Here is a 24758-nt window from a genome sequence, read left to right on the forward strand (position 1 = left end):
GGCTTCGAGTCCGTTGCCCATTGTTCGGGAACGATCCGCCCCGGGCAGTGGTTACGCGCCCCACACCGCCGGAGTCGGTGATCCCTGTCACGTTGCGGCCCGCCGGGCGGCGGGTACGCGGCCCGGCGGACAAGCGTCCCGCCGGAGGTGGGATCATCGGAGGGTGACCAAGCCCGCCACCGTCCGTTTCCGGTACAACCAGGCGCTCCTGGCCGCGGCGATCATCGCCGTCATCGGCGCCCTGCCGCTGGCCAACGCCCGGGCGTACCTGCTGCCGGTGCTGCTCGTCCCGCTCGCCGTCGGCGTCTGGGCGTGGCGGGCGGGCACCGACGCGGACGCGCGCGAGCTGCGCGTACGCGCACTTGCCGGGCAGCGCCGGATCGCCTGGGACGAGGTGGTCGAGCTGGCCACCGACCCGCGTGGGCGGGCGGTGGCCCGGCTCGGCGACGGTCAGCAGGTCGTCCTTCCCGCCGTACGCGGCACCGACCTGCCCCGTCTGGTCTCGGCCACCGGCCAGGCCCTGCCCGACTCGGCCGGCTGATCCGCCGACGCACCGGCGGGAGACAGCCGGCTCAGTACCCGTCGACCACCACGTTGATCAGCGGCTGACCGGTCGCGAATCGCCGCACCTGGTCCCCGACGAGCCGGTACGCCCGAGGCAGCAGACCGCGTACCGAGCCCGCGACGTGCGGGGTGATCAGCACGTTGGGCATCTCCCACAGCGGATGGTCGGCCGGCAGCGGTTCCGGGTCGGTGACGTCCAGCGCGGCGGCGATCCGCCCGGTGGCGAGCTCGGCCGTCAGTTCGTCGGTGCGGGCCACCGGTCCCCGCGCGGCGTTGACCAGCAGCGCCCCGTCGCGCATCGAGGCCAGGAACTTCGCATCGATCAGCCCCCGGGTCCGCTCGGTGAGCGGCACCAGGACCACCACCACGTCGGCCTCCGGCAGCAGCTCCGGCAGCTCCTCGACGGCGTGTACGCCCTGGTCGGGGCGGGCGGTGCGGGCCACCAGCGTGAAGTCGACCCCGAACGGGGCGAGCCGGTCGCGGACCGCCGTGCCGATCGAACCGGCGCCGACGATCAGCACCCGCTTGCCGGTCAGCTCGTCGGTGGGGGTCACGTCGCCGTACGCCCACTCCCGTCGGGCCTGCGCCCGCACGAAGGCGGGGAACGATCGCAGCTGGGTGAGGATCGCGGTGACCACCCACTCGGCCGTCGACGGGTCGTGCACCCCGCGGGCGTCGCAGAGGGTCACGCCTTCCGGCGTCCGGCCCACCCAGGCGTCCGCGCCGGCGGAGAGCAACTGCACCACCGTGAGGTCGGGCAGCTCGTTCAGGAACGCGGCGGCGTCCCCACCGGAGAGGAAGGGCGGTACCCAGAACCGGACGTCGGCCGGCTTCGACGGAAGCTCCTCCGGACGTTCGGCGACCTCGACGGTGACTTGCGGGGGCAGCTCGCCGAGCAGCGCCAACCCGGCCTCGTGCGGAATCCATACCTTCACGCTCGCCGACGATAGCCCCGTCGGTGGCCACGTCCGTCGCCGGTGCCGAGAATCGGCCGGTCGCCGGGTTTCGCACGGGCCGGCGACCCGTTCGTGGAAACCGCTTGCGGACGAAGCGCCCGCACGAGCCGCCGGCAGCGGCCCGGCGGGATACCCTGGGCCGGGTGAGCGCCCGTCCCCCGTACCCCCGTGTCCGCCGCGCCCGTCGGGCACTCGCGGCGTGTTGCGCGGCTCTGCTGCTGGCGGCCACCGGATGCAGTTTCGGCGAGCCGGAACCCGACCCGGCGGGCGAGCCACCGAACTTCCCCACTCCCTCGACCTCCGCCAACCCGGGCGGAGCGGGCCGGCAGGCGGTGGCCACGGTGCTGGCCAAGGGCCTGCGGGTGCCGTGGGCGATCGGCTTCCTGCCCGACGGCGGCGCCCTGGTCACCGAGCGGGACAGCGGCCGGATCCTCAAGGTCGGCCCGGAGTCGGGACCGGACGGGCTGCGGGTGACGGTCGCACAGACCATTCCCGACGTGGCCGCGGCCGGCGAGGGCGGGCTGCTCGGCCTCGCGATCTCGCCGGACTACCAGCGGGACCGGACGCTGTTCGTCTACTACACGACGGAGCGGGACAACCGGATCGCCCGGCTCCAACTCGGCGGTGAGCCGACCCCGATCCTGACCGGCATTCCGAAGGCCTCCGTCCACAACGGCGGCGGGCTCGGGTTCGGGCCGGACGGTCAGCTCTACGCGAGCACCGGGGACGCCGGGGAACGCCCGAACGCGCAGGACGTGAAGAGCCTCGGCGGCAAGATCCTGCGGATCACCCGGGACGGCAAACCGGCGGCCGGCAACCCCTTCCCCAACTCGCCCGTCTGGTCGCTGGGGCATCGCAACGTGCAGGGCTTCGCGTGGGACGCCGCCAAGCGGATGTACGCGGTGGAGTTCGGCCAGAACACCTGGGACGAGATCAACCAGATCGTCAAGGGGAAGAACTACGGCTGGCCGGTGGTGGAGGGGCGCGGCGACGACAAGCGGTACGTGGACCCGATCACCCAGTGGTCGACCTCGGACGCCTCCTGTTCGGGTCTGGCCGCGACCGACCGGCTCCTGGTCACCGCCTGCCTGCGCGGCAAGCGGCTCTGGGTGGTCGAACTGACCGACACGGGCGCCATGCTCGGGCAGCCGCAGGAGCTGCTGACCGAGCGGTACGGCCGGCTGCGGGCCGTGGCCTCCGCCCCCGACGGGTCGGTGTGGGTGTCCACCTCGAACCACGACGGGCGGGGCACCCCGGCGCCGGAGGACGACCGGCTTCTGCGGCTGGTGTTCGCCGACGGCGGGGCCGGACGGAGCTGACCGGAGAGCCACGATTTCCGACATGGACGGGGAGCGGGACGAAGAACGGGCCGCCGGTGAAGAGACCCGGGCGGCCCGCCGGCGTCGCCGGCCGCTGCGGCGCGGCACCGGCCCGGCGGGTCGGCGCGGTCTGCTGCGCATGATCGGGGTGACCCTGGCGATACTGCTGGTCACTCTCGCCGGCGTCACACTCGGCGTACTCGGCGGCGGCCGGGTCGACACGGACATCGGTCCGTTCCAGGCGACCCTCACCATCTCTCCCGACACCGCCGGGGGGACCACTGTCGACATCCCGCCGCTGGGTGCCCTCCTGCTGGACAGCCACGACGGCCCGACCCACCTGACCGTCCGCCTCGGCGCGCTCGACCAGGGACGCACCGAGGCGTTGATCGACGACCCGGCGAGCATCCAGCGGGCGAGCATCTCGGCGGTGGACGACGTCCGGACCGGGGTGATGCGGCTCGGTCTGCGTACCCTCGCCTCCGCCGTGCTGGCCACCCTGCTGCTGGCCGCGCTGGTGTTCCGGAACGTGCGCCGTACCGCGGTGGCCGGCGGGCTCGCGTTGCTGGTCACGCTGGGGAGCCTGGGCGCGGCGGCGGCGACGATGCGCCCGCAGGCGATCGAGGAGCCGCGGTACGAGGGGCTACTGGTCAACGCGCCGGCCATCGTCGGTGACGCGCGTCGGATAGCCAACGACTACACCCGGTACGCCGAGCAGCTCCAGCGACTGGTCGGCAACGTCAGCCAGCTCTACACCACGGTTTCGGCGCTGCCGGTGTTCGAGCCCGCACCTGAGACGACCCGGGTGCTGCACGTCTCGGACATGCACCTCAACCCGACGGGGTGGCAGCTGATCCGGACGGTGGTGGAGCAGTTCGACATCGACGTGGTGATCGACACCGGCGACATCACCGACTGGGGCAGCGAACCGGAGGCGTCCTTCGTGGGCTCGATCGGGGTGCTGCGCAAGCCCTACGTCTACATCCGGGGCAACCACGACTCGGCGCGGACCGCGGCGGCCGTCGCCCGGCAGCCGAACGCGATAGTGCTGAACAACTCGACCACCACGGTCGCGGGGCTGACCATCGCCGGCATCGGCGACCCACGCTTCACACCGGACAAGAACACCTCCCCGGCCGGCAGCGGGATGACCCAGGAGGTGGCCGATCGAATCATCGGGACCGGCGAGCAACTCGCCACGACGATCCGCAAGTCGCCTCGCCCGGTGAACATCGCGCTGGTGCACGATCCGGCCTCCGCCGGGCCGCTGTCCGGCACCTGTCCGCTGGTGCTGGCCGGGCACACCCACGCCCGGCAGGTCTCGAAGCTGCCCGAGCAGCCCGGGCAGATGCCGACCCAGCTGCTGGTGGAGGGCTCCACCGGCGGTGCCGGGCTGCGCGGCCTGGAGGGCGAGCAGCCCACTCCGCTGTCGATGAGCGTGCTCTACTTCGACCAGGACAAACTGCTCCAGGCGTACGACGACATCACCGTCGGGGGCACCGGCCAGGCCCAGGTGAACCTGGAACGCCATGTGATCCAGGACCCGAAGGCCGGCGAGCAGGTGCCCGTCACGCCGACCCCGACCCGCTGACCCCGCGTCGCCCGGCCCCGTTTTGGCCGCGCGTCGCCCGTGTGGCCGCAGGTTACCCCGGTGTCGCCCGCGGGTGGCCGTGTGTCGCCGCGTCTCGTCCGACGCTCGGACACCGCACCGCCGACACCGACAGTAATCACCGCCCGGCCGCACGACCCCGCACCTCGCGCCCTTTGCTCTGCACCCCACTAGCGCCAGTCACGGTGAGTGACGCGCCTGCCGATCGGGGCTTCAACCCGTTTTCCCTGGTCGAGGCAGATGGTGCGTATCGGGGTGCAGAGCAAAGGAGCGGGGCCGGTGTGGCCGGCCCGGGCGGGGCGGTGACTCTCAGTCGCATCGCCTCACTCGGGCCGAGTCGTCACTCGTGGTGACCCTCCAGCGCCGACCGACCGTCGGTCAGCGGCGGAGCGAGAGCGCGGCCAGCGCGGCGTTGACGATGCTGCCGGGAAGCAGATCGTGCAGCTCGTACAGTTCGGCGACGCTGCCGGACTGGCCGAACTCGTCCACCCCGAGCGGCACCGTGGGCACCCCGAGAGCGGACCCGAGCCACGCCATCGCGTGCGAGGCCGCGTCGTGCACGGTGACCACCGGCGCCCGGTCGTCGAACGCCGAGCGGAGCGCGCCGGGCACGCTCGGCACAGTCGCCGTACGCACCCCCTGGCGCAACGTGCGCTGCCAGGCCCGGTAGATCCGATCCAGGGAGGTGATGTCGACGACGTGCGCGGCGATGCCCTCGTCCGCCAGCTCCGCCGCTGCGGTCAGCACCTCGGGCAGCGCCGCCCCGGAGGCCGCCAGCTGCACCACCGGCGCGTCCGCGAGGTGCGGGTACGCCTGATGGGCGTCGACCAGCCGGTACGCACCGGCCACCACCTGCCGGCGCAGTACCGCGTCCCCGAGCCGGGCGCGCGCCGCCTCGAACGGCGCCTGGTCGACCGGTCGGGTGCTCAGCCGGAAGTAGTAGGCCCCGTCCTCGGTCGGCGCCGCCGTCGCCGATGGCGCCGCGCCTCCCGCGATCTGGCCCAGGGCGTCGCAGAGCAACCAGTCCAGAGTGACCGCGTACGCCGGCTCGATGAACGTCACACCGGGCAGCTCCAGCCCGACCGAGGCGGTGATGGTCGACTGGTGCGCGCCGCCTTCGGGAGCGAGGGTGATCCCGGACGGGGTGCCGGCGACCACGAAGCGGGAACCCGAGTACGTCCCGTACAGGAACGCGTCCAGGCCGCGCAGCACGAACGGGTCGTAAACCGTGCCGACCGGCAGCAGCGGCTGGCCGGACAGGTCCCAGGACAGGCCGAGCTGACCCAGCAGCAGGAACAGGTTCATCTCCGAGATGCCCAGCTCGATGTGCTGACCGGCGGGGCTCTCGGTCCAGCGCAGCATCCGGTCCTCGGCCCAGTCACGCTGCGCGCTCGGTGCGAACACGCCCGTCTTGTTGATGAACCCGGCCAGGTTGGTCGACGTGGCCACGTCCGGGGCGGTGGTCACCAGGTACCGGCCCAGCTCCGGGTCACGAGCCAGATCCACGAGGACCCGGCCGAAGACCTCCTGCGTGGAGATCGGCTTGTTGGCGCGTACCTTCGTGGCCTCCGGGACGGTGACCCCCAGCGCCCGCTCCCGTGGCGTACGGGACAACGCCTCCCGGCGCTCGCCGGCCCGGATGCCGGCCGGGGACGCCGGGTCGAGCCGGTCCCACTCCGTCTCCCGGGTCAGGCCGTACGTGGCGCGCAGCGCGTCGACCTGCTCCGTGCTGAGCAGCGCCGAATGGTTGCGCGGGTTGCCGGCGATCGGCAGCCCCCACCCCTTCACCGTGTACGCGAACACGACGCTGGGACGGTCCGTGACGGCGTCGCACTGGGCGTACGCGTCGAGCAGCGCCGCGAGGTCGTGCCCGCCGAGGTCGGTGACGAGCGGACCCAACTCGTCGTCGGGAACGTCGGCGATGAACGTGGCGACCGCCTCCGGCGCGCCGTCGAGGAACCGCTTGCGCAACTCCGGCCCGGTGAGCCCGAACAGCGACTGGTACTGCTCGTTGGGCATGGCGTCGATCCAGGTCCGCAGCGCCTCCCCACCCGGCCGCTCGTACGCCGCGGCGAGCCGGCGACCGTACTTGACCTCCACCACGTGCCAACCGGCCGCCTCGAACTGGCCCCGCCACTGGTTGATCCGCACACCCGGCACCACCCGGTCGAGCGACTGACGGTTGAAGTCGACCAGCCACATCACGTTGCCGAGACCGGTGGTGGCCGGGTCGGCGACGGCCTCCCAGATGTTCCCCTCGTCCAGTTCGGCGTCGCCGATCAACGAGATGAACCGGGACCGGGGCCGGGGACCGAAGTGCGCGTCCACGTAGCGGCGGGTGGCCGCCGCGAAGAGCGGTGCCGCCGCGCCCAAGCCGACCGAGCCGGTGGAGAAGTCCACCTCGTCCGGGTCCTTGGTGCGTGACGGGTAGGACTGGAGGCCGCCCCGCGCCCGCAGCCGGGGCAGGTAGGAGCGGTCCAGGTTGCCCAACAGGTACTGGATCGCGTGGAAGACCGGCGAGGCGTGCGGCTTCACCGACACCCGGTCCGCGGCGTCCAGGTGGGCGAACCAGAGCGCCGTCATCGCGCTGACCAACGAGGCGCTCGACGCCTGGTGCCCGCCGACCTTCACGCCGTCGCCGGCGTCGCGGTCGTGGTTGGCGGCGTCCACGATCCGGGTGGCGAGCCAGAGCACCCGGTGCTGAATCTCGTCGAGTACGTCCAGGTCGTGCTGGTTCACGGTGGCTCCATCCGGGCGTCGCCGATGACGCCCATGCGAAAAGGGGTGGGGGCCCCTTGCCACGCGCCGGGCGTCGACAAGGGGCCCTCCGTGTGAGATCAGGCGCCGAGGCGGGCCAGGATCAGTTCCCGGACGGTCTTCGCGTCGGCCTGGCCGCGGGTGGTCTTCATGACCGCGCCGACCAACGCGCCGGCCGCCGCGACCTTGCCGCTGCGGATCTTGTCGGCGATGTCCGGGTTGGCGGCGATCGCCTCGTCCACGGCGGCGGTGAGCGCGCCGGTGTCCGAAACCACCTCCAGGTTCCGGCTGGTCATGATCTCGGTCGGCGAGCCCTCGCCGGCCACCACGCCCTCGAGCACCGTCCGGGCCAGCTTGTCGTTGAGCTTCCCGGCGTCGACCAGGCCCTGCAGCTCGGCCACCTGCTCCGGGGTGGCCCCGACGTCGAGCAGCTCGACGCCGGTCTCGTTGGCCCGCCGGGACAGCTCACCGAGCCACCACTTGCGGGCCGCGGCCGGCGTGGCGCCGGCGGCCACGGTCCGCTCGATCAGCTCGACCGCGCCGGCGTTGAGCACCGACTGCATGTCCAGGTCGGACAGACCCCACTGCTCCTGGAGCCGCCGGCGGTGCACCCGGGGCAGCTCCGGCAGGGCCGCCTTCAGCTCGGCCACCCACGCCGGGTCCGGCGCGATCGGCACGAGGTCCGGCTCCGGGAAGTACCGGTAGTCGGTGGCGGTCTCCTTCGAGCGGCCGGGGGTGGTGTCCCCGGTGTCCTCGTGGAAGTGCCGGGTCTCCTGGGTGATCCGGCCGCCCGCGTCGAGCACCGACGCCTGCCGCAGCATCTCGGACCGGACCGCCCGCTCCACCGAGCGCAGCGAGTTGACGTTCTTCGTCTCGGTGCGGGTGCCCCACTCCTGACCGGGCAGGTTCAGCGACGTGTTCACGTCGCAGCGCAGCGAACCCTCCTCCATCCGGACGTCGGAGACGCCCAGGGAGCGGATCACGTCCCGCAGCTCGGTGACGTACGCCCGGGCGACGTCGGGGGCGAGCTCGCCGGTGCCGGGGATCGGCTTGGTGACGATCTCCACGAGGGGGATACCGGCCCGGTTGTAGTCCACCAGCGACTCCGTCGCACCGTGGATCCGGCCGGTGGCGCCGCCGACGTGCAGCGTCTTGCCGGTGTCCTCCTCCATGTGCACCCGCTCGATGCCGATCCGCACCGTCTCGCCGTTCACCTCGACGTCCAGGTAGCCGTCGACGCAGAGCGGCTCGTCGTACTGGCTGATCTGGAAGTTCTTCGGCATGTCCGGGTAGAAGTAGTTCTTCCGGGCGAAGCGGCACCAGTCCGCGATCGAACAGTTCAACGCGAGGCCGATCCGGATCGTCGCCTCGACCGCCGCCTTGTTGACCACCGGCAGCGAGCCGGGCAGCCCCAGGCAGACCGGGCAGACCCGGGTGTTCGGCTCGCCGCCGAAGTCGGTCGGGCAGCCGCAGAACATCTTCGTGCGGGTGCCGAGCTCGACGTGGGTCTCCAGGCCGATCACCGGTTCGTAGCGGGCGACGACGTCGTCGTACGAGGGCAGTGTCGTGGTCATCGAAGCTCCTGCCTCACAGTGCCGGTGGGGTGAACGTGCCGACGGCGCTCTCCAGCGCGGCGGCGACCCGGTACATGCGGTCGTCGGCCATCGTCGGGGCCATGACCTGTAGACCGACCGGCAGGCCGTCCGAGAGCCCGCACGGCACCGAGATGCCGGGTCCCCCGTACAGGTTGGTCGGGATGGTGAACAGGTCGGCCAGGTACATCTGGTAGGGGTCGGAGGTGCGCTCGCCGATCGGGAACGCCACGAACGGGGTGGTCGGCGAGATCAACGCGTCCACCTGCTCGAACGCCGCGGTGAAATCCCGGGTGATGAGCGTACGGACCTTCTGCGCCTGCCCGTAGTAGGCGTCGTAGTAGCCCGACGAGAGCGCGTACGTGCCCAGCATGATCCGGCGCTTGACCTCCGGGCCGAAGCCGGCCTCCCGGGTCAGGGACATGACCTCCTCCAGCGACCGGCTGCCGTCGTCGCCGACCCGCAGACCGAACCGGACGCCGTCGAACCGGGCCAGGTTGGATGAGCACTCGCTCGGCGCGATCAGGTAGTACGCCGGCAGCGCGTAGGTGAAGTTCGGGCAGGAGACCTCGACGATCTCGGCGCCCAGCTTGGTCAGCGCGTCGACCGCCTCCCGGAACACCGCCAGCACACCCGGCTCGGCGCCCTCGCCGGCGAACTCGGTCACGATGCCGAGCTTCACGCCGGTCAGGTCACCGGTCGCACCGAGCTTCGCCGCGGCCACCACATCCGGCACGGGCTGCGGGATCGACGTCGAGTCACGCGGGTCGTGCCCGCCGATGGCCTCGTGCAGCAGCGCGGCGTCCAGCACTGTGCGCGCGCACGGGCCGGGCGTGTCCAGCGACGAGGAGAAGGCGACGAGCCCGTAGCGGGAGGTGCCGCCGTAGGTCGGCTTCGCCCCGACGGTGCCGGTGACCGCGCCCGGCTGGCGGATCGAGCCACCGGTGTCCGAGCCGATCGCCAGCGGCGCCTCGTACGCCGCCAGCGCCGCGGAGCTGCCGCCCCCCGAGCCGCCCGGGATCCGGCTCAGGTCCCACGGGTTGCGGGTCGGACCGTACGCCGAGTACTCGGTGGAGGAGCCCATCGCGAACTCGTCCATGTTCGTCTTGCCGAGCATCACCGTGCCGGCCGCGCGCAGCCGCTCGACGATCGTCGCGTCGTACGGTGGGCGCCAGCCTTCCAGGATCTTGGAACCGACGGTGGTCGGCACACCCTTGGTGGCGAGCACGTCCTTCACGGCGACCGGCACGCCGGCCAGCGGGCCGAGCGGCTCACCGGCCGCGCGGCGCTCGTCGACCGCGCGGGCCGCGGCGAGCGCACCCTCGGTGTCGACGTGCAGGAACGCGTGCACCTGGTCGTCGACCGCCGCGATCCGGTCGAGGTGGGCCTGGGTGACCTCGACGGCGGAGGTCTCCCCGCCGGCCACCAGCGCGGCGATCTCCGCCGCGGTCTTCGTGGTCAGGTCGCTCATGCCGCCGCCTCGCTTCGCTCGCCGGCGCCCCGCCGCGCGCTGATGATGCCGATTCGCTCGTTACGTTCGCTCATGACGCCAGGTCCTCGTTGAGGATCCGCGGGACCCGGAACCGCTGCTGATCGACGTCCGGCGCGCCCGACAACGCCTCCTCGGCGGTCAGGCACGGCGTCTCGACGTCCTCACGCAGAACGTTCGTCAGCGGCACCGAGTGCGAGGTCGGCGGGATGTCCGCGGCGGCGACCTTGCCGACCTGGGCGACCGCCTGGAGGATCACGTCGAGCTGGCCGGCGAACGTGTCCAGCTCCTCCTCGGTGACGGCGAGCCGCGACAGGCGCGCCAGGTGCGCGACCTCCTCGCGGGAGATGGCGGCCATCGTGCCCCCTTCGTAACGGTCCTGTGTCCGGCCGGTCTGCCGACCGCGCGAGCTGTACGGAGTGACGCGCGGTGACCGGAGCGAGTCTATTGTTCCGTGTCGGCGTGGCGTCCCCCCACTCCCCCTCCACACCGCCGCGTCGCCCCGTCCGGGGCCGGTTCAGCGGGCGTGCCGGCTGCGCAGGTCGGGCTCCGGACCGCCGGTGGGGCGCACCGGACGGTACCGGGCCAGCCAGGTGACCAGTTCCTGGGCGGGCATCGGCCGAGCGTAGAACCAGCCCTGGGCGGCGTCGCAGCCGGCGGCGTGCAGCATCCGCCAGGTCCGCTCGTCCTCGACTCCCTCGGCGACCACCCGCAGACCGAGGGCGCCCGCGAGCTCGATCATCGACCGTACGATCGCCGCGTCGTCGGGGTCGTCGGCCATGCCGAGGACGAAGCTGCGGTCGACCTTGACCTCGGACAGCGGCAACCGGCGCAGGTGTTGCAGGGACGAGTAGCCGGTGCCGAAGTCGTCGAGCGCGATGGCCACACCGATGCGGTGCAGCCGGGAGATGGTGGCCAGCACCCGTCGCGGGTCGGCCATCAGGGCGCCCTCGGTGATCTCCAGTTGCAACCGCTCGGGCGGTACGCCGTACCGGGAAAGCCGGTCGGCGATCTGGTCGGCGATCTCGCCGGTGTGCAGGTCGCGCACGCTCACGTTGAGCGCGGCCCGCAGGCCGACCCCCGCGGCCGACCACTTCGCGAGCTGCTCCACGACGTCGTCGACCACCCGGCGGGTGAGCAGGCGCATCACGGTGCTCTGCTCGGCGACCCGGATGAGCTCCTCCGGGTCGACCATTCCGCGCCGCGGGTGTCGCCAGCGCAGCAGCGCCTCGACCCCCACCACCTCGCCGGTGGCGATGGCGATCTGCGGCTGGTAGTACATCGTGATCTCGCCGGCGTCGACGGCCGGGTCGGCGTCCGAATCCTCGACCCGGTGCTCACCGGCGTCCGCGTCGGCGGCCAGAGCGGCCACAGCGTCCTCGTCGGCGGCCACACCGAGCCCGTGGTGGCCCGGCTCGGCGGTCGGCCCGCGACCGTTCGCCGCCCGGCGGTCGACGACCGCGCCCCGGTCGACCACTCGCGCACCGGGACGGCCGGTGCGGCGGCGGATCGGGTCGGCGCCGGACACGATCCGGCTGATCAGCTCGTCCTCGGGCACCACCTCGGGACGGCGCTCCCGCTGTCGCGACCACCAGCGGCGCGCCCGAGGACCCGTCACCCCGCCGTTCAGCGCCGCACCGTCGCCGCCCGGGCCTCCACTCGGCGCCCTGCCGGCGCGATCAACGGCGGTGCCGAGGGCGGCGCCGTCCCCGCCCCGTGTCGCGCCGGTGACGAGCTGGCCCTCCCCTGCCCCGGACGTGCCATCGGGTCGCACGTCGGCCGGCTGGTCGGTGTCGGCCCGCTCGTTTACGGCCGGGCCGGCCTCCAGCACCCGCCGCAGATCGGCCAGGAGTCCGAGCCGCTCGGCCGAGTTGTGGTCGGACTCGGCGGTGTAGACGGCGATGGTGTCGTTGCGGTGTTTCGCGTCGTACATCGCCACGTCGGCGTGGCGCATCAGGGTGGCGAAGTCCTCCCCGTGCTCCGGGAAGACCGCGATGCCTATCGACCCGCCCACGTCCAGCGGCAGCCCGTCCAGCGGCACCGGCTCGGCGAGCGTCCGGACCACCCGGTCGGCGAGTTCACGTGCCTCGGCGGCGTCGGTGAGACCGGTCATCACGATGGCGAACTCGTCACCGCCCAGCCGGGCCACCATGTCCCGCCCACCGACCAGTGTGGTCAGTCGCTGGCTGACCTCGACCAGCAGCCGGTCCCCCACCGCGTGGCCGAGGGCGTCGTTGACGTTCTTGAACCGGTCCAGGTCGATCAGCAGCAGCGCCAGGTGCCCGGCCGGTTCGCCCCGGCCGGTCCGCTCCCCGTGCAGGTGGACCTGCTCGGCGACCTCGGCCAGCAGCGCCTTGCGGTTCGGCAGCCCGGTCAACGGGTCCAGGGAGGCGAGCTGCTGCTGCTCGACGGTGAGCCGGGCCATCCGGTAGACGGCGAAGAGTGGCACCAGCACCAGCGGGATCAGTGCGGCGCTGGTGCGGGCCGCGGCGACCAGCACCGGGGCGAGCAGCAGCAACGAACCGGTGGAGAGCAGCTCGAAGCCGAGTCCCTGCCGGAAGCTCGGCCACCACCGGCCACCGAAACGGAGGCGTACGGCCATGCTGACCAGTACGTAGTTGACCAGGAACCAGACCAGCGTCGCGCCACCGACCGCCACGACGTCGGCGGTGTGCAGCACTCCGCCGGAGAAGACGGTGCCGGGTCCGAGGCGGGTGACCGTGTACGCGGCGGCGAGGGCGCAGGCGTACTGGCCGACGTTGAACGCCGTACGCCACACGGCGTGCCGCAGCCGCCAGCCGGAGACGATGACGGCCACCGCCTGCACCACCACCGCCGGGCCCAGCCCCCAGCCGAGCAGGATGGCGAAGGTGAAGCAGGTGGACGGGAAGACCGCCGACGTGTGCCGCCGGCCCGGCGGTACGAACGGGCGGGCGTCGCAGACCACCGCGAGCGCCGCCATCGTCCAGAAGGCCACCGGAAGTTTCGGCAGTTGCTCCGGCAGCGTCGCCAGTGGACCGGCCGCGAGCAGCAACGCCAGGGCCAGGACGGCGCCGATGAAGGCGGTGAACGGCGCCACGCGTCCGGGCGGGACGACGTTGCGCGGGTCCGCGACCTCCATCACACCTCCCGGACAACGGTCGGCGTGCCCGTGTACACGCCGTGCACCAATGAAACGCCCTCGGTGCCGGCTTTCCCGGTATGACAGTCACGAATCGGTTGTAGTCGTAATTAACTTGGTATGCGCACCCGCCGGGCCAACCCAGTCGCCACGCTCTTCGACACCCCCGCCGACCAGGCACGACGGGCTGCGATGGCGAGTCTCAGCCCTCGACGCGGGCCACCTCGCGAGCGGCGTCCGGCCCCTTGTCGAGCAGCACCCGGAAGCCGTCCTCGTCGAGGATCGGCACCTTCAGGCCGGCCGCCTTGTCCGCCTTCGACCCCGGGTTCTCGCCCACCACCACGAAGCCCGTCTTCTTCGAGACCGAGCCGCTGACCTTGCCGCCGCGGCTCTGCACCGCCTCCGCGGCCTGGTCGCGGGAGAAGCCGGCGAGCGTGCCGGTGACCACGACTGTGACACCCTCCAACGGGCGCGGCCCCTCGTCGACCGCTTCCTCGGCCATCCGCACGCCGGCCTCGGCCCACTTGCGGACCAGCTCACGGTGCCAGTCCACGGCGAACCATTCGCGGATGCTGGCGGCGATGGTCGGGCCCACCCCGTCGACCGAGGAGAGCTCCTCCTCGCTGGCCTTGTCGATCGCCTCGACGGAACGGAAGTGCTGGGCCAGCGCCCGGGCGGCCGTCGGGCCGACGTGCCGGATGGAGAGCGCGACGAGCACCCGCCAGAGCTCACGCTCCTTGGCGACGGCCAGGTTGTCGAGCAGCTTGACCGCGTTGCTGCCGAGGCTGCCGTCCTTGTTGACGAAGAACGGCGACCGCTTGAGCTGCTCGGCGTCGAGTTGGAAGAGGTCACCCTCGTCGCGGATGATCTCCGCGTCGAGCAGGGCGGCCGCACCCTTGTAGCCCAGCACCTCGATGTCGAACGCACCGCGGCCGGCGAGGTGGAAGACCCGCTCCCGCAGCTGGGCGGGGCAGCTGCGGGTGTTCGGGCAGCGGATGTCGACGTCGCCCTCCTTGGCGGGGGCGAGCGGGGTGCCGCAGGCGGGGCAGTGGGTGGGCATCACGAACGGCCGCGCGTCGGCGGGCCGCAGATCGACGACCGGGCCGAGGACCTCGGGGATCACGTCGCCGGCCTTGCGGATGACCACCGTGTCACCGATCAGCACGCCCTTGCGTTCCACCTCGCGGGCGTTGTGCAGGGTGGCGTACGCGACAGTGGAGCCGGCCACCTTGACCGGCTGGAGGACCGCGCGCGGGGTGACCCGGCCGGTGCGACCGACCTCGACGTCGATGTCGAGCAGCTTGGTGGTGACCTCCTCCGGCGGGTATTTGAAGGCGATCGCCCAGCGCGGCGCACGACTGGTGGAGCCGAGCCGGCCCTGGATCGCCACCGGGTCGACCTTGACGACGACACCGTCGATCTCGTGCTCGACGTCGTGCCGGTGCTCGGCGTAGTAGGCGATGTATTCGGCGACGCCGGACAGGTCGGGCACCACCCGCCAGCGGTCGCTGGTCGGCAGGCCCCACGCCTTCAACGCCGCGTACGACTCGGACTGGGCCACCGGCTGGAACCCCCGGCGCGCGCCGATGCCGTGCACCACCAGGCGCAGCGGCCGGGACGCGGTGACCCGTGGGTCCTTCTGCCGGAGGCTGCCGGCGGCGGCGTTGCGCGGGTTCGCGAACGGCGCCTTGCCCTGCTCCACCAGGCCGGCGTTGAGGTCGGCGAAGGCCGCCACCGGGAAATAGATCTCGCCCCGGACCTCGAGGAACTCCGGCACGTCGGGGAACTCGGGGGACGGGGTGAGCTGACCGGGCACGTCCCGGATGCTGCGCACGTTGGCGGTCACGTCCTCACCGGTGCGGCCGTCGCCGCGGGTGGCCGCACGGACCAGCCGGCCGCGCTCGTAGGTGAGGTTGATCGCGAGCCCGTCGACCTTCAGCTCGCAGAGGTAGGGCACCGGCCCGCCGGCGTCGCGCTCGACCCGCTCGGCCCAGGCCGCGAGCTCCTCGTCGGCGAAGGCGTTGTCGAGTGAGAGCATCCGCTCCGCGTGCTGCACCGGAGTGAAGTCGGTGGAGAACGTGCCGCCGACCCGCTGGGTTGGCGAATCCGGCGTACGGAGCGCCGGGAACTCCTCCTCCAACGCCTCCAGCTCGCGCAGTTGCCGGTCGAACTCGACGTCGGCGATGGTCGGCGAGTCGAGCACGTAGTAGCGGTACTGATGCTCGGTCAGCTCGCGGCTCAGCGTGGCGTGCCGCTCGCGCACCTCCGGGGTCGGCTCGCCGCCCGCCGCAGCTTCCTGCGCCGGGCTGACCTGCTGGCCGATCTGCTCGTCGGACACGCCGCCACCTTCGGACACCGGTTGACCTCCCTGATCACGCTACCCGGGCACGGTAACCGGCAGGTACGACAACCCGCCGCCCACCCACCCCACCCACCCCACCTCGCCCCCCGCCCCGCCCTCGCCCTCGCCCCACCCTCGCCCCGTTGATCATGAAGTTATCGTCGCGACACGCCGCTGAGGGCGACAACAACTTCATGATCACCGCGCGAAACGGGGGGTGGGAGGGGTGGGGGGGTGGGGGTTAGGGGGTGGTTAGGGCGGTCAGTTGGTCGGCGTACTCGATTCGGGTGGCCCAGGCGGCCGGCCAGGCGGACATGCCGGCCGCCGCTCCCACGAACGCGCCGGCCAGCGCGGCGATCGAGTCGGAGTCACCGGCCGTGGTGGCGCCCCTCGCCAGCGCGCCGACCGGGTCGTCGGCGTGCCGCAGCGCGCAGTACAGGGCGGTGGCCAACGCCTCCTCGGCCACCCAGCCCTCCCCGGTCAGCCGGCACGGGTCGCCACCGTCGTCCGGCCGGGCCAGCGCGTCGGCCAGCCGGCCCAGCACGGCGAGGCACTCGTCCCAGCCCCGAGCGATGAACTCCGCCGGGACGGTCGCGCCCGGGCGCTGCCACAGGTCGCCCAGCCAGTCGGCGCGGTAGCGGTGGCGCTGCTGCCGGGCCCGATCGGCGAGCAGGGCGGGAAGTTCGTCGAGCGCGGCGCCGTCACGCAACCGCCGCACGGCGTACGCGGTCAACTCGCTGGCGGCCAGCCCAGTCGGATGGCCGTGGGTCAGGCCGGCCTGGAGCTGGGCGAGCCCGGCGAGGGTGTCCAGGTCGACGTCGAGCAGCCCCACCGGGGTGACCCGCATGTTCGCCCCGCAGCCCTTCGAGTCGGCCACGGTGGCCTGCTGCCAGCGCACTCCCCGGGCCAGCTCGCCGCAGGCGCGCAGGCAGGTCATGCCCGGGGCCCGGTTGTTCTCCGGGCTCGCCGCCCAGTCGACGAACCGACGGCGCAGCACCGGCTCCACCGCTTCGGGCGTCAACTCGGACGCCTCGCGCAGCGCCCAGGCCACCGCCAGCGCCATCTGGGTGTCGTCGGTGACCAGCGCCGGATCTCCGACCAGCTCGCGGGGGCCGGCCGGCCCGTGCCGGCGAACGATCTCGGCGACCGGAAGGAACTCCGTCTCCTTACCGAGCGCGTCGCCGTAGGCGAGCCCGAACAGCGACCCGGCGGCGCGGTCCCGCGAGGAATCGATCATGACGGTGATCATGCCCGTCGGGAGCAACCGTCGCCAGGGGGTGCGCCCGTCGGCCTGCCGTCAGTCCCAGCAGAGGCAGAACGGATGGCCGGCGGGATCGGCGTACACCCGGAAGCCCTCGCCCTCGCCGGGCAACCGCCGGGCACCGAGCGCGATCGCCGCCTTCTCGGCGGCCTCGATGTCGGTCACCGTGACGTCGAGGTGGAACTGCTGGGGGACCTCCTGCTCCGGCCAGGTCGGTGGACGCAGGTCGGGCGCCTTCTGGAACGCCAGGCGCGGATGCTGCCCGGGCGGGCCGCCGAGCACCACCCAGTCGTCCTCGTCGTGCACCAGCGGCAGGCCGAGCAGCTCCGAGTAGAACGCCGCCAGGGCCCGGGGATCCGGGCAGTCGATCACCGTCGAACGCAGCTGTCCAATCATGCCGGTCATCCTGCCCGGCGGGTACGACGGCGAAACTCAGTCCTCGGCGAGTCGCCGACCGGCGTCGTGGCAGGCCTTCAGCACGGCCCGGGCGTACTCCGGCGTGGCACCCGCCAGCCCGCAGGCCGGGGTGACCACCACCTGCTCGGCCAGGCGGGCGCGGGGGAAGGCGAGGCGATCCCAGAGCACACGTACCCGCTCGGCCACCTCCGCGGAGGTGGGCGCGCGACCGTTCGACGGCGGTCGCGTGGGGACGGCGCCGGCGAGCAAGCCCAGCCCGGCGTCGATCGCCTCGCCGAGCGGGTCCAGGTCGGTGACCAGCGACAGGTCGAGGGCCAGACCGGCCGCGCCCGTGGAGCGGATCAGCTCCACCGGCACGTCGGGCGCGCAGCAGTGCACCACCGTCGGCACCCCCACGGCCTCGATGAGCGAGCGCAGCAGGGTCGACACGAGTTCGACGTCCGCGGCCGGGTACGTGCCGAGCCCGCTCTCCGTGCGCACCCGTCCGGCGAGCACCGCGGGCAGCGACGGCTCGTCGAGTTGGAGCAGCACCGACGCCCGGGGCAGCCGCCGGGCCACCGCCGCGACGTGCTCGCGCAGCCCCTCCGTGAGCGAACCGGCCAGGTCACGCACCGCGCCCGGGTCGCGCAACATCCGGCCGCCGATCGGCAGCTCCAGGGCGGCGGCGAGGGTGAACGGCCCCCCGGCCTGCACCTTGATCGGCCCGGCGTACTCCTCGGCCTGCTCGGCGAGCTGGTCGAGGTCGCGCTCCATCAGGTCCCGGGCCCGGCGCAGCTCACGGCCCGGGCGCGGGGCGATCCGCCAACGGGCCGCGTACAGCTCGACGGGCAGCTCGACCAGCAGGCCCGCGGTGCGGCCGATCAGGTCGGCGCCCGGGCCGCGGGCCGGCAACTCCGGCAGGTGCGGCAGGTTGGGTAGCTCCCCGAGGACGATCCGCTGTGCCTCGGCGATGTCGGTGCCCGGCAGCGAGCCGATGCCGGTCGCCGCGCCGGTCGGCCACGGCCACGCCTGATCTGTCACGGGCGAAGGGTATCCGGTGGACCCTGCAGATCCGACCGGCGGCGGCACTCAGCCCGCGATGGTGGCGGAGCCGAGCACGATGTCGCCGGCCGGATCCGGCCGGTACGCCACCACCGCCTGCCCGGCGGCGACTCCCCGCATCGGACGACGCAGCTCGGCGTGGAGCGTGTCGCCGTCCAGGGCGACGGTCGCCGGCACCACGTCACCGTGCGCGCGCAGCTGCACCTCGCACTCGATCGGGCCGTCCGGACGCGGGCCGCCGGTCCAGACCGGACGCTCCGCGCGGACCTGGGACACCTCCAGCGCCTCGGCCGGGCCGACGGTCACCGTGTTGGTCTTCGGGGTGATGGAGAGCACGTAGCGCGGCCGGCCGTCCGGCGCTGGCCGGTCCAGGTGCAGACCGCGTCGCTGGCCGACGGTGTACGCGTACGCCCCGGCATGAGTGCCGACCACCGCGCCGTTGGTCGCGTCGACCACCTCGCCCGGCTGCTCGCCCAGCCGCTGCGCGAGGAAACCCCGGGTGTCGCCGTCGGCGATGAAGCAGATGTCGTGGGAGTCCGGCTTCTCGGCGACCGCGAGCCCCCGCCGCGCGGCCTCGGCCCGGACCTCCGCCTTCGTCGAGTCGCCGAGCGGGAAGACCGAGCGGTCCAGCTGCTCCCGGGTGAGCACCGCCAGCACGTACGACTGGTCCTTGGCCACATCGACGCTACGCCGCAACAGGCCGTCCGCCCCGAGCCGGGCATGGTGGCCGGTGACCACCGCGTCGAAGCCCAGGGCGATCGCCCGGTCCAGCACCGCGGCGAACTTGATCTTCTCGTTGCAACGCAGGCACGGGTTCGGGGTACGCCCGGCCGCGTACTCGGCGACGAAGTCGTCCACCACGTCCTCATGGAACCGATCTGCCATGTCCCACACGTAGAACGGGATGCCGATCACGTCGGCGGCGCGACGCGCGTCCCGCGAGTCTTCCAGCGTGCAGCAGCCTCGCGCCCCGGTGCGGTAGGTCTTCGGATTGCGGGAGAGCGCCAGATGCACGCCGGTCACGTCGTGCCCGGCGTCGACCGCCCGCGCCGCCGCGACCGCCGAGTCGACCCCGCCGGACATCGCCGCCAATACCCTCACCAGCTGACTCCCTTCCGCCTTTCAACCCTAACCACCCGATCCGGCCGACTGCCCGCCCGATCCGGCCGCTGCCGCGTATCCCACTCGCCCGGCGGTTCGACAGCGGTGTGCCGGACGACGAATCGGACGTCACGCCCCACCGATCGGCGGCCGAGGCCCGGGCGAGGGCAGCCGGGATCAGCGAGGGGTGCGGTACGCGGCGGCGCGCCGGGCGCGCTCGACCGCGCCGGGAAGTGCGGCGATCAGCGCGTCGACGTCCTCCCGCGACGAGGTGTGGCCGAGGGTGAAGCGCAGCGACGAACGGGCCCGGTCGTCGTCGGCACCCAGCGCCAGCAGCACGTGCGAGGGCTGGGCCACCCCCGCCGAACAGGCCGACCCGGTGGAACAGGCGATGCCCTGGGCGTCGAGGAGCAGCAGCAGGGCGTCGCCCTCGCAGCCGGGGAAGGAGAAGTGCGCGTTGCCGGGTAGCCGGTCCACCGGGTCGCCGTTGTAGACCACCTCCGGCACGGCCCGGCGGACCCGTTCGACCAGGTCGTCGCGGAGCGCGGCGACTCGCGCCGCGTACTCCTGCTGGCCCTTGACCGCCGCCTCCACCGCGACGGCGAAGGCCACGATTCCGGCGGTGTCCAGGGTGCCGGAGCGTACGTCGCGCTCCTGGCCGCCGCCGTGCAGCAGCGGGGTGGCCGCCACGTCACGGCCCAGCAGCAGGGCGCCGACTCCGACCGGCCCGCCGAGTTTGTGTCCGGTCACGGTCAGCGCCGACACCCCGCTGGCGGCGAAGTCGACCGGCACCTGCCCGACCGCCTGGATCGCGTCGGTGTGGAAGGGCACGCCGTACTCGGCGGCGACCGCGGCCAGCTCGTTGATCGGCTGGACGGTGCCCACCTCGTTGTTGGCCCACATCGCGGTCACCAGGGCGACCCGGTCGCCGTGGGTCTCCAGTTCGGCGCGGAGCGCGGCGGCGTCGACGTGGCCGGTGGGGTCGACCGGCAACGAGCCCACCTCCGCGCCCTCGTGTTCGCCCAGCCAGTCCACGGCGTCCAGCACCGCGTGGTGCTCCACCGCGCTGGACACCACTCGACGGCGGTGGCCCACGCTCGCCCGACGTGCCCAGAAGATGCCCTTGACGGCCAGGTTGTCGCTCTCCGTGCCACCGCCCGTGAAGATCACTTCAGAGGGCCGGGCGCCCAGGACCGCCGCCACCCGTTCGCGGGACTCCTCCACCCGGCGACGAGCCTGCCGGCCGGCCGCGTGCAGCGACGACGCGTTGCCGACCTCGCGTGCGGTGGCGACGTACGCCTCCAGTGCCTCGTCGAGCATCGGAGTGGTCGCCGCGTGATCCAGGTAAGCCATCACCGCTCAGCCTACGGCGGCGCTACGGACGGTCGACGGGCGAGGGCACCTCGGGTACGTCACAGGTCGTCCCGACGATCCAGCGGGGGCGGGCGCGATTCCCCGGGGTGTTCCGGGGCACCGTCTTCGCCAGTCGCCGAGCCGCGATCATCGCCTTTTGGGCAGTGCTGAACGGCGCACATCAGGCATACTCGGATATCGACGTCCCCACCCGGTCAGGCATCACCTGCCCCGCTCGGCGACCGCCACGCCGGGGCACCCCGACGGGCTGATCGGCGGGCCGGCTCAGCTCCCCGGCCCGCCGATCAGCTCCCATTCAGTCAGCCGCCCACCGGCCACGGGTGGACGGGTACGGAGAAGGAGTGGCGGCCCACCGCGGACCGGCCACTCCTTCTCGATATCTGCTCGCGTCGGGCGGGGCGATACTCCGCCCGACAGCTCACTTGCGCTTGCGGATCTCCTCCGCGGCCTGCGGTACGACCTTGAACAGGTCGCCGACCACGCCGAAGTCGGCCAGCTCGAAGATCGGCGCCTCGCCGTCCTTGTTCACCGCGACGATGGTCTTCGAGGTCTGCATGCCGGCCCGGTGCTGGATGGCCCCGGAGATGCCGAGCGCGATGTAGAGCTGCGGCGAGACCGTCTTACCGGTCTGGCCGACCTGGAACTGGTGCGGGTAGAAACCGGAGTCGACTGCCGCCCGGGAGGCGCCGACCGCGCCGCCGAGCAGGTCGGCCAGCTCCTCGACGAGCTTGAAGTTGTCCGCGTTGCCGACGCCGCGTCCGCCGGAGACGACCACCGACGCCTCGGTCAGTTCCGGACGCGAGCCCTTCTGCTCGGCGACCCGGTTCACGACCTTGGCCAGCTTGTCGGTGTCGCCGACGGTGACGGCGAGCTGCTCGACCGCCGGGCTGGCGGCGGCCGGGACCGGGTTGACGGAGTTCGGCCGGAGGGTGACCAGCGGCAGGCCGCGGGTGACCTTGGACTTCACGATGGCGGAGCCGGCGAAGGCCACCTGGGTGGCGGTGCCGTCGGCGTCCAACGCGACCACGTCGGTCAGGATGCCGTTGTCCAGCTTGATCGCCAGCCGGGCGGCGATCTCCTTGCCCTCCTGGGAGGAGGCGAGCAGCACGGCGGCGGGCTCGACCCGGCGGACCAGCTCGGCCAGGACGGTGGCCTTCGGGGCCACCAGGTAGCCGTCGACCTCCTCGCCCTCGGCGGCGTAGATCTTCTCCGCGCCGTACTCGCCCAGCTTGGCGCTCAGCGCCTCGGCCGCGCCGGTGCCGCCGAGCACGACGGCGCTGGGCGTGCCCAGCTCGCGGGCGAGGGTGAGCATCTCCAGGGTGACCTTCTTGACGCCGAACTCGCGGGTGGCTTCGACGACGACGAGAACCTCAGACATGTCCAGACCTCTCACACGAACTTCTCGGTGGCGAGGAACTCGACCAGCTTGACGCCGCCGTCGCCCTCGTCGGTGACCTTCGCGCCGCCCGAGCGCGGCGGACGCTTGCTGTGCTCCAGGACGGCGCTGGTGGCACCCTCGAAGCCAACCTCGGCCGGGGCGACACCGAGGTCACCCAGGGAGAGGGTCTGCACGGGCTTCTTCTTGGCCGCCATGATGCCCTTGAAGGACGGGTAGCGCGGCTCGTTGATGGTGTCCCAGACCGAGACCACGGCCGGCGTGGCCGCGGTGACGACCTCGTAACCCTCCTCGGTCTGCCGCTCGATGGTGAGCGTGCCGCCGTCCACGGTGAGCTTGCGGGCGCCGGTCAGCGCCGCAACGCCCAGCCGCTCGGCGATCATGTGCGGCATGACCTGGACCCGACCGTCGGTCGACTCCGCGCCGCAGATGACCAGGTCGGCGTTGAGGGTGCCCAGCGCGGCGGCGAGCACCTTCGAGGTGGTCACGGCGCAGGAGCCGTGCAGCGCGTCGTCCACGACGTGCACGGCCTTGTCCGGGCCCATCGACAGCGCCTTGCGGATCGACTCGGTCGCCCGGTCCGGACCCATGGTCAGGATGGTCACCTCACCGCCGTGCGCCTCCTTGATCTTCAACGCCTCTTCGATGGCGTACTCGTCCATCTCATTGATGACGTTGTTCGCCGAACCGCGGTCGACGGTGTTGTCGTCACTGCGCAGGTTGCGGTCCGCGCCCGAATCGGGCACCTGCTTGACGAGTACGACGATGTTCATCGCGCTTCGACGACCCCTCCTGTGTGGTGTTGCGAATCGCTCGCCCGGTCTGGGCCGCAGCCTCCCGCGTGACTTAACGATCGGTCAACTGCGGGCCGCTGTGCGGTTGCCCACGGGCGTGATGTTACCTGTCAGTAGCTAAGACCTCCGGCGGGGCACAGAGTGACACAGCCCACTGAGCCGGCCCGGCCGTGGGTACACTCCCGCTCGGGAGGTGACCGAAATGTCCGAGCTTGCGGAATATGCCGCGTCGGCGGGCTCGACCGGCGGCCTGCCGCGACGGCGGGAGACGTGCCGCCGGCAGCTGCCGGACTCGTACCGCTGCGCCTGCGGGCAAATTCGCGACCGCTGCGTACGGGCCGCGGTGCGGGCGCTCTGGTCGCCGTCCGGCCCGACCGCCGCACCGCCCGCCCGGATCAGACCTCCTCGCCCAGCGCGGCCCTGATCCGTTCGATCATCGCCGCCTCAGCCGGTGCCACCCCCGCGTGCGCCCTGGCCACCCGGTCGGCGGCTGCGAGCACCACCTCGCGGTAGGCCGCCAGGTCCGCCGGCGACTTCTCGCGCAGGATCCGCACCGCCGCGCCGAGCGCCGGCAGCACCGTCGCCTCGACCTCGAGTGTCGAATCACGCGGGAGTCTCGGCAGCGGACCCGTGGTGAGCGCCGCCCGGACCACGCCCGACGCGCCGGCGAACGCGTCCGACGCGGCCAGGCTCTCCTTGAGCACGGCGAGCATGCCCGGGTCCACGTTCGACACCAGGAAGACCGCGCCGAACGCGCCGGTCTTGAGCGTCAGCCGATCCTCGTCCGTCAACTCCTGAGGCATGATCACGGAGTGTAGACGTACGGGGTGGTAGTGGTGACCGCGACGAGGCCGAGCCGCTCGAGAATGGGTCGACTCTCCTCGGAGGCGTCCACCTGGAGCAGGGTCCGGTCGCGCTGCGCGGCCAGCCGCGCCCGGTGGACCACCAGCGCACGGTAGATGCCGCGGCGCCGCCACTGCGGCAGCGTCGAACCACCCCAGAGCGAGGCGAAGCCGGTACCCGACGGGTAACGGACCCAGCCGGCGCTCACCACGGTCTCGTCCGCCTCGGCCACCACGACGGTGATCGACTGTGGGTCCGCGGCCATCTCCCGCTCCAGGGCCACCCCGAGGTGGCTGCGGTCGGCCTGCCAGACCTCCTCCTCCATCGCCACGATCCGGTCCAGGTCCGCGCGGGCGGTCACCTCCCGCAGACGTACCCCCTCGGGCAGCACCGGAAGCGTCGCGGCCAGCGGCGCGGCCGGGCCGATCACGACGGACTCCTGCTCCTCCGGCACGAACCCGGCGGCGCGCAACCGGTCGGGCAGGTCCGCCGGCTCGTCGTGGCCGACGAGCTTCCACTCCACCTGCTCGCCCCGCTGCCGGAACAGCTCGACCTGCCGGGCGATCAACTCGTCGAGCGCGGCGCCCGTCAGACCGCCCAGGTCGCGGTAGGTGAGCAGACCGCCGTGATCGAAGCCGAGCACCCGGTACAGCGGCCCGTCCTGCTCGACGGTCACCCCCGCCGGCACCGGATCCGGCAGGCCGGGTCGCAGCTGGGTGTCGTACGCGGCCCGCAGGGCGGTGACATCAAGATCCGTCATCGCTTCAGGCTACGACCCGTGGC

19 protein-coding genes are annotated in these 24758 nt (G+C 72.7%); 3 read left to right on the forward strand and 16 right to left on the reverse strand.

Annotated features, from left to right (window positions below; genetic code table 11):
- The first annotated feature begins 163 nt into the window (after positions 1 to 163).
- On the forward strand, positions 164 to 541 hold the full coding sequence (locus tag AB0F98_RS03695) for a PH domain-containing protein (protein ID WP_355151372.1): 378 nt from the start codon (positions 164 to 166) through the stop codon (positions 539 to 541).
- Between the two features lie 31 nt (positions 542 to 572).
- Here AB0F98_RS03695 and AB0F98_RS03700 read toward each other — a convergent pair whose 3' ends face one another.
- Positions 573 to 1499 carry a 2-hydroxyacid dehydrogenase gene (locus tag AB0F98_RS03700; RefSeq protein WP_357728055.1) on the reverse strand — a complete coding sequence of 309 codons (927 nt, stop codon included), beginning with the start codon at positions 1497 to 1499 and terminating at the stop codon, positions 573 to 575.
- A 164-nt stretch (positions 1500 to 1663) separates the two neighbouring features.
- On the opposite strand from AB0F98_RS03700, the gene AB0F98_RS03705 reads away from it, so the two are divergent.
- Together AB0F98_RS03705 and AB0F98_RS03710 are read left to right on the forward strand one after the other, a co-directional pair.
- Positions 1664 to 2839, forward strand: a complete 1176-nt coding sequence (locus tag AB0F98_RS03705) for a PQQ-dependent sugar dehydrogenase (protein WP_357728058.1) — start codon at positions 1664 to 1666, stop codon at positions 2837 to 2839.
- A gap of 22 nt (positions 2840 to 2861) precedes the next feature.
- Positions 2862 to 4430 (forward strand): metallophosphoesterase, encoded by a 1569-nt coding sequence (locus AB0F98_RS03710; RefSeq protein WP_357728061.1) that lies wholly within the window; start codon positions 2862 to 2864, stop codon positions 4428 to 4430.
- Between the two features lie 396 nt (positions 4431 to 4826).
- On the opposite strand, the gene AB0F98_RS03715 is transcribed toward AB0F98_RS03710, so the two are convergent.
- From AB0F98_RS03715 to AB0F98_RS03785, 15 genes are all read right to left on the reverse strand, one after another.
- Entirely contained in the window at positions 4827 to 7187 is a 2361-nt protein-coding gene (locus tag AB0F98_RS03715; RefSeq protein ID WP_357728064.1) for a pyruvate dehydrogenase, read from the reverse strand.
- 98 nt (positions 7188 to 7285) lie between these two features.
- Positions 7286 to 8779, reverse strand: coding sequence for an Asp-tRNA(Asn)/Glu-tRNA(Gln) amidotransferase subunit GatB (gatB, locus tag AB0F98_RS03720; protein ID WP_357728067.1), 1494 nt, complete (start codon positions 8777 to 8779; stop codon positions 7286 to 7288).
- Between the two features lie 13 nt (positions 8780 to 8792).
- Positions 8793 to 10268, reverse strand: coding sequence for an Asp-tRNA(Asn)/Glu-tRNA(Gln) amidotransferase subunit GatA (gatA, locus tag AB0F98_RS03725; RefSeq protein WP_357728070.1), 1476 nt, complete (start codon positions 10266 to 10268; stop codon positions 8793 to 8795).
- 70 nt (positions 10269 to 10338) lie between these two features.
- Complete coding sequence (gene gatC, locus AB0F98_RS03730) at positions 10339 to 10644, reverse strand: Asp-tRNA(Asn)/Glu-tRNA(Gln) amidotransferase subunit GatC (protein WP_357728073.1); 306 nt, start codon at positions 10642 to 10644, stop codon at positions 10339 to 10341.
- A gap of 159 nt (positions 10645 to 10803) precedes the next feature.
- Complete coding sequence (locus AB0F98_RS03735; RefSeq protein WP_357728076.1) at positions 10804 to 13407, reverse strand: EAL domain-containing protein; 2604 nt, start codon at positions 13405 to 13407, stop codon at positions 10804 to 10806.
- Positions 13408 to 13609: 202 nt separating this feature from the next.
- On the reverse strand, positions 13610 to 15745 hold the full coding sequence (ligA, locus tag AB0F98_RS03740; RefSeq protein WP_357728079.1) for an NAD-dependent DNA ligase LigA: 2136 nt from the start codon (positions 15743 to 15745) through the stop codon (positions 13610 to 13612).
- 244 nt (positions 15746 to 15989) lie between these two features.
- Complete coding sequence (locus AB0F98_RS03745; RefSeq protein ID WP_357728082.1) at positions 15990 to 16997, reverse strand: ADP-ribosylglycohydrolase family protein; 1008 nt, start codon at positions 16995 to 16997, stop codon at positions 15990 to 15992.
- A 48-nt stretch (positions 16998 to 17045) separates the two neighbouring features.
- Positions 17046 to 17405 carry a VOC family protein gene (locus AB0F98_RS03750; RefSeq protein WP_357728085.1) on the reverse strand — a complete coding sequence of 120 codons (360 nt, stop codon included), beginning with the start codon at positions 17403 to 17405 and terminating at the stop codon, positions 17046 to 17048.
- 36 nt (positions 17406 to 17441) lie between these two features.
- Positions 17442 to 18446 (reverse strand): methionine synthase, encoded by a 1005-nt coding sequence (locus tag AB0F98_RS03755; RefSeq protein ID WP_357728088.1) that lies wholly within the window; start codon positions 18444 to 18446, stop codon positions 17442 to 17444.
- Positions 18447 to 18494: 48 nt separating this feature from the next.
- A complete protein-coding gene (mnmA, locus tag AB0F98_RS03760) occupies positions 18495 to 19568 on the reverse strand; it encodes a tRNA 2-thiouridine(34) synthase MnmA (protein ID WP_357728091.1) in 1074 nt (357 codons plus the stop codon).
- Between the two features lie 177 nt (positions 19569 to 19745).
- Positions 19746 to 20921 carry a cysteine desulfurase family protein gene (locus tag AB0F98_RS03765; RefSeq protein ID WP_357728094.1) on the reverse strand — a complete coding sequence of 392 codons (1176 nt, stop codon included), beginning with the start codon at positions 20919 to 20921 and terminating at the stop codon, positions 19746 to 19748.
- 439 nt (positions 20922 to 21360) lie between these two features.
- Positions 21361 to 22320: an electron transfer flavoprotein subunit alpha/FixB family protein gene (locus tag AB0F98_RS03770; protein WP_357728097.1), complete on the reverse strand. Its 960-nt coding sequence runs from the start codon at positions 22318 to 22320 to the stop codon at positions 21361 to 21363.
- 11 nt (positions 22321 to 22331) lie between these two features.
- The gene (locus tag AB0F98_RS03775) at positions 22332 to 23111 is read right to left on the reverse strand and encodes an electron transfer flavoprotein subunit beta/FixA family protein (RefSeq protein WP_350793672.1); all 780 of its coding nucleotides are present in this window, start codon (positions 23109 to 23111) and stop codon (positions 22332 to 22334) included.
- Positions 23112 to 23527: 416 nt separating this feature from the next.
- Positions 23528 to 23935 (reverse strand): hypothetical protein, encoded by a 408-nt coding sequence (locus AB0F98_RS03780; RefSeq protein ID WP_357728101.1) that lies wholly within the window; start codon positions 23933 to 23935, stop codon positions 23528 to 23530.
- A gap of 2 nt (positions 23936 to 23937) precedes the next feature.
- Positions 23938 to 24735, reverse strand: a complete 798-nt coding sequence (locus AB0F98_RS03785; protein WP_357728104.1) for a GNAT family N-acetyltransferase — start codon at positions 24733 to 24735, stop codon at positions 23938 to 23940.
- Positions 24736 to 24758: the final 23 nt, after the last annotated feature.

This window comes from Micromonospora sp. NPDC023737 (assembly GCF_040639715.1).
Taxonomy (GTDB): domain Bacteria; phylum Actinomycetota; class Actinomycetes; order Mycobacteriales; family Micromonosporaceae; genus Micromonospora.

What these genes read in the sequence shown, in the direction of transcription:
- AB0F98_RS03735 (WP_357728076.1), bottom strand. Translation starts at nt 13,407, where the DNA reads ATGGAGGTCGCGGACCCGCGCAACGTCGTCCCGCCCGGACGCGTGGCG.
- AB0F98_RS03765 (WP_357728094.1), bottom strand. Translation starts at nt 20,921, where the DNA reads ATGGCTTACCTGGATCACGCGGCGACCACTCCGATGCTCGACGAGGCA.
- gatA (WP_357728070.1), bottom strand. Translation starts at nt 10,268, where the DNA reads ATGAGCGACCTGACCACGAAGACCGCGGCGGAGATCGCCGCGCTGGTG.
- AB0F98_RS03775 (WP_350793672.1), bottom strand. Translation starts at nt 23,111, where the DNA reads ATGAACATCGTCGTACTCGTCAAGCAGGTGCCCGATTCGGGCGCGGAC.
- AB0F98_RS03710 (WP_357728061.1), top strand. Translation starts at nt 2,862, where the DNA reads ATGGACGGGGAGCGGGACGAAGAACGGGCCGCCGGTGAAGAGACCCGG.
- AB0F98_RS03770 (WP_357728097.1), bottom strand. Translation starts at nt 22,320, where the DNA reads ATGTCTGAGGTTCTCGTCGTCGTCGAAGCCACCCGCGAGTTCGGCGTC.
- AB0F98_RS03750 (WP_357728085.1), bottom strand. Translation starts at nt 17,405, where the DNA reads ATGATTGGACAGCTGCGTTCGACGGTGATCGACTGCCCGGATCCCCGG.
- AB0F98_RS03780 (WP_357728101.1), bottom strand. Translation starts at nt 23,935, where the DNA reads ATGCCTCAGGAGTTGACGGACGAGGATCGGCTGACGCTCAAGACCGGC.
- AB0F98_RS03745 (WP_357728082.1), bottom strand. Translation starts at nt 16,997, where the DNA reads ATGATCACCGTCATGATCGATTCCTCGCGGGACCGCGCCGCCGGGTCG.
- gatC (WP_357728073.1), bottom strand. Translation starts at nt 10,644, where the DNA reads ATGGCCGCCATCTCCCGCGAGGAGGTCGCGCACCTGGCGCGCCTGTCG.
- AB0F98_RS03785 (WP_357728104.1), bottom strand. Translation starts at nt 24,735, where the DNA reads ATGACGGATCTTGATGTCACCGCCCTGCGGGCCGCGTACGACACCCAG.
- gatB (WP_357728067.1), bottom strand. Translation starts at nt 8,779, where the DNA reads ATGACCACGACACTGCCCTCGTACGACGACGTCGTCGCCCGCTACGAA.